This is a genomic window from Gluconobacter sp. OJA (genome assembly GCF_039638325.1).
In the GTDB taxonomy this organism is placed as follows: domain Bacteria; phylum Pseudomonadota; class Alphaproteobacteria; order Acetobacterales; family Acetobacteraceae; genus Gluconobacter; species Gluconobacter cerinus.
Window position 1 is genome coordinate 1919001 of sequence record NZ_JBDIWI010000001.1, and the last position, 6000, is coordinate 1925000.

At 51.9% G+C, this 6000-nt stretch carries 1 protein-coding gene, 2 tRNA genes, 2 rRNA genes and 2 pseudogenes (1 of these 7 cut by a window edge); 1 reads left to right on the plus strand and 6 read right to left on the minus strand.

The window, feature by feature from the left end; translation table 11 throughout:
• The first annotated feature begins 24 nt into the window (after nt 1–24).
• Nucleotides 25–540: a hypothetical protein gene (locus ABDK75_RS08705; RefSeq protein WP_346005585.1), complete on the plus strand. Its 516-nt coding sequence runs from the start codon at nt 25–27 to the stop codon at nt 538–540.
• Nucleotides 541–720: 180 nt separating this feature from the next.
• On the opposite strand, the pseudogene ABDK75_RS08710 reads toward ABDK75_RS08705, so the two are convergent.
• From ABDK75_RS08710 to ABDK75_RS08735, 6 genes and pseudogenes are all read right to left on the minus strand, one after another.
• A pseudogene (locus ABDK75_RS08710) lies at nt 721–937 on the minus strand (IS5/IS1182 family transposase); the annotation flags it as partial.
• A gap of 198 nt (nt 938–1135) precedes the next feature.
• Nucleotides 1136–2193 (minus strand): annotated as a pseudogene (locus tag ABDK75_RS08715) (IS5 family transposase).
• Between the two features lie 339 nt (nt 2194–2532).
• A tRNA-Met gene (locus ABDK75_RS08720) sits at nt 2533–2609 on the minus strand.
• A gap of 48 nt (nt 2610–2657) precedes the next feature.
• Nucleotides 2658–2772, minus strand: a 5S ribosomal RNA gene (gene rrf / locus ABDK75_RS08725).
• Nucleotides 2773–2852: 80 nt separating this feature from the next.
• Nucleotides 2853–5589: ribosomal RNA gene (locus ABDK75_RS08730) — 23S ribosomal RNA — on the minus strand.
• A gap of 365 nt (nt 5590–5954) precedes the next feature.
• Nucleotides 5955–6000 (minus strand) — tRNA-Ala (locus tag ABDK75_RS08735); it runs 30 nt beyond the window's last position.

Here is a 6000-nt window from a genome sequence, read left to right on the forward strand (position 1 = left end):
ATATCCGAATAAATTTGTCTTCCAGTGCTAGCCTTAATAGCATTAAGCCAGGTAAACCTACTATCTTTATTGGAAGCAGTAGAGAAAATAAAAAAAACCCATGATATGTTATTGAAAAATATTTCGATAGTGAACATCGGAATATTTTCTCCATCAAATTGTAGTATTGTTGACTTTAATAAGATTTACACACCAATTGAGATAAGCAAAATACCTCTTATTGATGTTGTGGATGGAAACACATGCAGCCTAATTAAATTTTCAGGAGAAGCGTTCGACAAACTTCCCAACGCGTTAGGCATTGTTGATGCTTTTCATACCGCTTTCGAAGAAGGCATGACGCGGGGATGCCCCTTTGTTTCATCTGAGTGTGTTGTCAGAGACGCTGTATCAAAAAATTTATGCACCGAAGTAAAAATATCTCCTTCACTAGACCCTGTTTATATCTATGTAATTTTTTCAAAATCAGAAAATCGTATATTTATGGAAACAGCTAGGTCCATACATGAATATGGAAAGATACTTTTTTCACATAAGTAACTTTCCAATAAACTTATTTGTATGGTTCTAAGAGGTAGATAGTCGAGAAGAAGACAGTCGGTTATCTGTCATAGCGGGTTGCGAACCGCCACCAGTCCTTGAGCCTATGGAAAGTGAGGGATCGAAAAACCATTGATTAATGCGTCTGGCCCTTGATTTCAGGATTGTGGTGTGTTGATTGATGGTAGCTCGAACGATGCCGATTTTTCGAATAAACAGTCCCGTTTGTGACTTCTGGTCAGAAAAAACACGATCAACATGCGATCGAATGACCGACTTTCCGGTGTTGGATTTCTGGATATGCCTGGGCATAAGTTTGAGGTGCAGCTTCTTTCCTGTGAAACTTCGAGACAAAGCCCTGCTTTTCCATGAAATCTTCACTGGCATTTGAGCGATAGTCTCCTGTCAGAGAAATATGCTCTCAGCCGAGTGGTGCGATATGCGGCGTCATATCATCGGAAATAGAGGTTTCGAAAAACCTTTGATTGACTGCTCTTGCGCCTAATTTCAGGTTTTTGACGTGTTGATTTCTGGTTCCTTAGCCTGATTTTCGCTCTGCGATTTGAGCAGAGCGAGGGTTTCATGCTCTGGGTTGCTACGAGGCAGCGTTAATCCGCTTTAGGAGGAGAAAGCGGCGCATGTTGTAGACGATATTGGCCAGCCCGATCCTCATGGTGGCCCGCGTTATCCCTATGGTTCGGACGAACAATCCTGTCTGCGATTTCTGATCAGCAAAGACATGCTCGACACGGGATCGGATCACCGACTTCCCGGCGTTGGACCGCTGGATATGGCGGGGCATGGGTTTGAGATGAGGCTTCTTCCTGTGAACCTTCGAAACAAATCCCTGCTGTTCTCATTGGCTTTCGAGCGGTAGGCTGTATCAGCCCAGACTGTTGGTGCCATATTGGTTTTATCCAGTAGGCCCTCGCGTAGTCTGGCACCATCGCTGGCCGCGGCATCTGTCGCCTTCCATTTACGGATCAGCCGGAATTTTCGGTTGATGGAAATATGCGACTTGTAGCCAAAGAACGGGATGGCCAGATCTGTTGCGGGCATATTCCCGTCATCCTGGCGCTTTGCTTTCGTGAACTTCAGCGTCCAGCGTGCATGACGATCCTTGTGCGACAGCTTTGCGGGTTTGTCCTGCCACTCCTGTGGGATCCGTCCTTCCCGAAGATACTTGGTGTTCCGCTGCTTTGGAGCAGCCACCAGTGTGGCATCCCGGATCTGGCCTGACATCGTTAAATACCCGGCGTTGCGCAGGATTGCGTCAAAGCGGTTGAACAGCCCATCGATCGTACCCGCCTGTGTCAGACGTTCGCGGAACAGCCAGACCGTTTTGGCATCCGGCACCTGATCTGAAAGCTCCAAACCAAGGAAGCGCATAAAGGAGATGCGGTCGTTGATCAGATATTCCGTCCGTTCATCAGACAAATTGTTCAACGTCTGGATCACCAGAATCTTGAACATCAAAACGGGATCAAATGGCGGTCGTCCGCCCTTGCTTCCATCGGAATACGCCAGGGTCTTGTCCAAATCAGGGCGGAACGCTTCAAAATCCACAGTCCGGGAAAACGCCTCAAGTTGATCGCCAAGCCCGCTCAGGCGAGCCAAACGCTCTTCAACATCAAAGAAACCCGGCTGGTTCATGAGCCAATTCCCCAAATCACGACATGAGGAATGGAATCATACAGAGAGACCCAAAACTAGCGGTTTTTCGAACCCTCCATCTGCTGCCGAGCGCTTCGGCGATCTACGCCCGGATGACCGACGCCCTCAACCATCCCGAAGAACGGCTGGAAGCCGCCGAGGCACTGCGGGCACTGATCGAGAAGGTCGTGCTTACTCCCGGCCCGAACCGGGGCGAGAGTGACGCGATTCTGTATGGAGAACTGAGCACAATCCTGAACTGGATTGAGCGGCAAGCCATTGGAAAGGCTAGAAACACGAACACTCCCGGAGCTTTGCTCACGGGAGTGTCGGTATCACTGGTTGCGGGGGTAGGATTTGAACCTACGGCCTTCAGGTTATGAGCCTGACGAGCTACCGGGCTGCTCCACCCCGCGGTGGTAATGGTGATGTTGGTGTTTTGGGAGTGATGAGTGGGCTAGGGGACCTGGCGGCGACCGACTTTTCCGCACCTTGAGGTGCAGTATCATAGGCGCTGAGGGATTTCACGGCCGAGTTCGGGAAGGGATCGGGTGTAGGGCCCTCGCAATGGCCACCAGGTCTTCTAGCCCACCCAGTCTTTTTGAGAGTGGGTGGAGGTTGGTGTTTTATGAGTGTGGCTGATTTCTGTGCATGTGTTTGATGTGAGAAGTATGAGCGATTAGGACCGGTTAGCTGCATGCATTACTGCACTTTCACACCCGGCCTATCAACGTGATGGTCTGTCACGGCTCTATGAGACCTCGTTTTGAGGTGGGTTTCCCGCTTAGATGCTTTCAGCGGTTATCCCGTCCACACTTAGCTACCCGGCTGTGCCACTGGCGTGACAACCGGTGCACCAGAGGTATGTTCATCCCGGTCCTCTCGTACTAGGGACAAATCCTCTCAAGTCTCTTACACCCACGGCAGATAGGGACCGAACTGTCTCACGACGTTCTAAACCCAGCTCACGTACCACTTTAATCGGCGAACAGCCGAACCCTTGGGACCTGCTCCAGCCCCAGGATGTGATGAGCCGACATCGAGGTGCCAAACCTCCCCGTCGATGTGGACTCTTGGGGGAGATCAGCCTGTTATCCCTAGAGTACCTTTTATCCGTTGAGCGATGGCCCGTCCACGTGGGACCACCGGATCACTATGGCCGACTTTCGTCTCTGCTCGAACTGTCATTCTCGCAGTCAGGCGGGCTTATGCCATTGCACTCGACAGCCGGTTTCCGACCGGCCTGAGCCCACCATCGCGCGCCTCCGTTACACTTTGGGAGGCGACCGCCCCAGTCAAACTGCCCACCATGCAGGGTCCCGGACCAGGCTTACTGGTCTCGGTTAGACATCAGAAAAATTCAGGGTCGTATTTCAAGGGTGGCTCCACCGGTGCTGGCGCCCCGGCTTCAAAGCCTCCGACCTATCCTACACAGGATTTTCCTGATGCCACTGCAAAGCTGCAGTAAAGGTTCATAGGGTCTTTCCGTCTGACCGCGGGTACCCCGCATCTTCACGGGGAATTCAATTTCGCTGAGTCGATGCTGGAGACAGTGGGGAAGTCGTTACGCCATTCGTGCAGGTCGGAACTTACCCGACAAGGAATTTCGCTACCTTAGGACCGTTATAGTTACGGCCGCCGTTTACCGGGGCTTCAATTCAATGCTTGCACATCTCCTCTTAACCTTCCGGCACCGGGCAGGCGTCAGGCCCTATACGTCATCTCACGATTTCGCAGAGCCCTGTGTTTTTACTAAACAGTCGCTACCCCCTGGTCTGTGCCACCCAACCATGGTTGCCCACGATTGGGTCTCGTTTATCCCGAAGTTACACGAGCAATTTGCCTAGTTCCTTCAGCATCGTTCTCTCAAGCGCCTTGGTATTCTCTACCAGTCCACCTGTGTCGGTTTCGGGTACGGTCTATACGCCAGAGCTATTTCCTGGAATGGTCGAAAAGCCTGTTCAATCCGATAAGGACAGACAACATTTCTCATTCGTCACTTCTGGCAGGCCTAGGAATATTCACCTAGTTCCCATCGACTACGGCTCTCGCCCTCGCCTTAGGGGCCGGCTCACCCTGCGTGGATTAACCTTGCGCAGGAACCCTTGGACTTTCGGCGACAGTGTTTCTCGCACTGTTTGTCGCTACTCATGTCAGCATTCGCACTTCCGATATCTCCAGAGGGGGTCACCCCGCCTCCTTCGCAGACTTACGGAACGCTCCGCTACCGCGCATTCATAAGAATGCACCCACAGCTTCGGCACGTGGCTTGAGCCCCGTTACATTTTCGGCGCAGGGTTTCTAATAGACCAGTGAGCTATTACGCTTTCTTTAAAGGATGGCTGCTTCTAAGCCAACCTCCTGGTTGTTTTGGAATCCCCACATCCTTTCCCACTTAGCCACGATTTAGGGGCCTTAGCTGGTGGTCTGGGCTGTTTCCCTCTCGACAATGGACCTTAGCACCCACTGTCTGTCTGCCGGGCTATACTCCTGGGTATTCGGAGTTTGGTTAGGTTTGGTAAGGCTTTGGGCCCCCCTAGCCCATCCAGTGCTCTACCCCCCAGGGTAAACACCCGACGATCTACCTCAATAGATTTCGCGGAGAACCAGCTATCTCCGAGTTTGATTGGCCTTTCACCCCTAGCCACAGCTCATCCCCGACTTTTTCAACAGGCGTGGGTTCGGCCCTCCAGTGCGTGTTACCGCACCTTCAGCCTGGCCATGGCTAGATCACTCGGTTTCGGGTCTTCTGCCAGCAACTCATTCGCCCTATTCAGACTCGCTTTCGCTACGCCTACACCTAACGGCTTAAGCTCGCTGCAAACAGAAACTCGCTGACCCATTATACAAAAGGTACGCCGTCACCCCATAAGAGGCTCCGACTGCTTGTAGGCGTCCGGTTTCAGGTCTCTTTCACTCCCCTTATCGGGGTGCTTTTCACCTTTCCCTCACGGTACTTGTTCACTATCGGTCACTAAGGAGTATTTAGGCTTGGAGGGTGGTCCCCCCATGTTCAGACAGGGTTTCACGTGCCCCGCCCTACTCGAATCCTCACCAAGACACTACGCATACGGGGCTATCACCCATTATTGCCGGACTTTCCAGACCGTTCTGCTTCTTCTTGGTAAGGCATTGGCCTGCTCCGCGTTCGCTCGCCACTACTAGCGGAATCTCTGTTGATGTCTTTTCCTCCAGGTACTGAGATGTTTCAGTTCCCCGGGTTTGCCTCATGCACCTATGTATTCAGTACATGATCCTCTTGCGAGGGGGTTGCCCCATTCGGACATCCACGGATCAAAGCCTGTTCGCGGCTCCCCATGGCTTTTCGCAGCGTACCACGTCCTTCATCGCCTCTTAGTGCCAAGGCATCCACCGAACGCCCTTCTCATTCTCACACCATCAAATCATCATTGCTGATGAAACACATGCACAGAAACCAGCCACACCCTGAGGTGGTGCCGACGTCTGTACACGACAGTGTCAGTCACACTCTTTTTGTCACCGTCTGAATGCTTCATCCGTTCTCTTAACGCCGCTCTTCAGCCTAAGCCAAACAGCAGACGGGTCAGACCAACCCGAGAACGGTACACGCAGACAGTGCACCAACCTATTCACACTCTAAAAGACCCAACATCCCTGACGCTTCATCCGACTATGCGGTGACAGGATCAGGAAACAGACTTCCCATTTCCTATGATTTTCCCAGTGACCAGATTTTGAGCTCTTCACCACATTCAGGAGACCGAAATCTCGACCAAAGGTGGTGGAGGCAGACGGGTTCGAACCGACGACCCCCTGCTTGCAAAG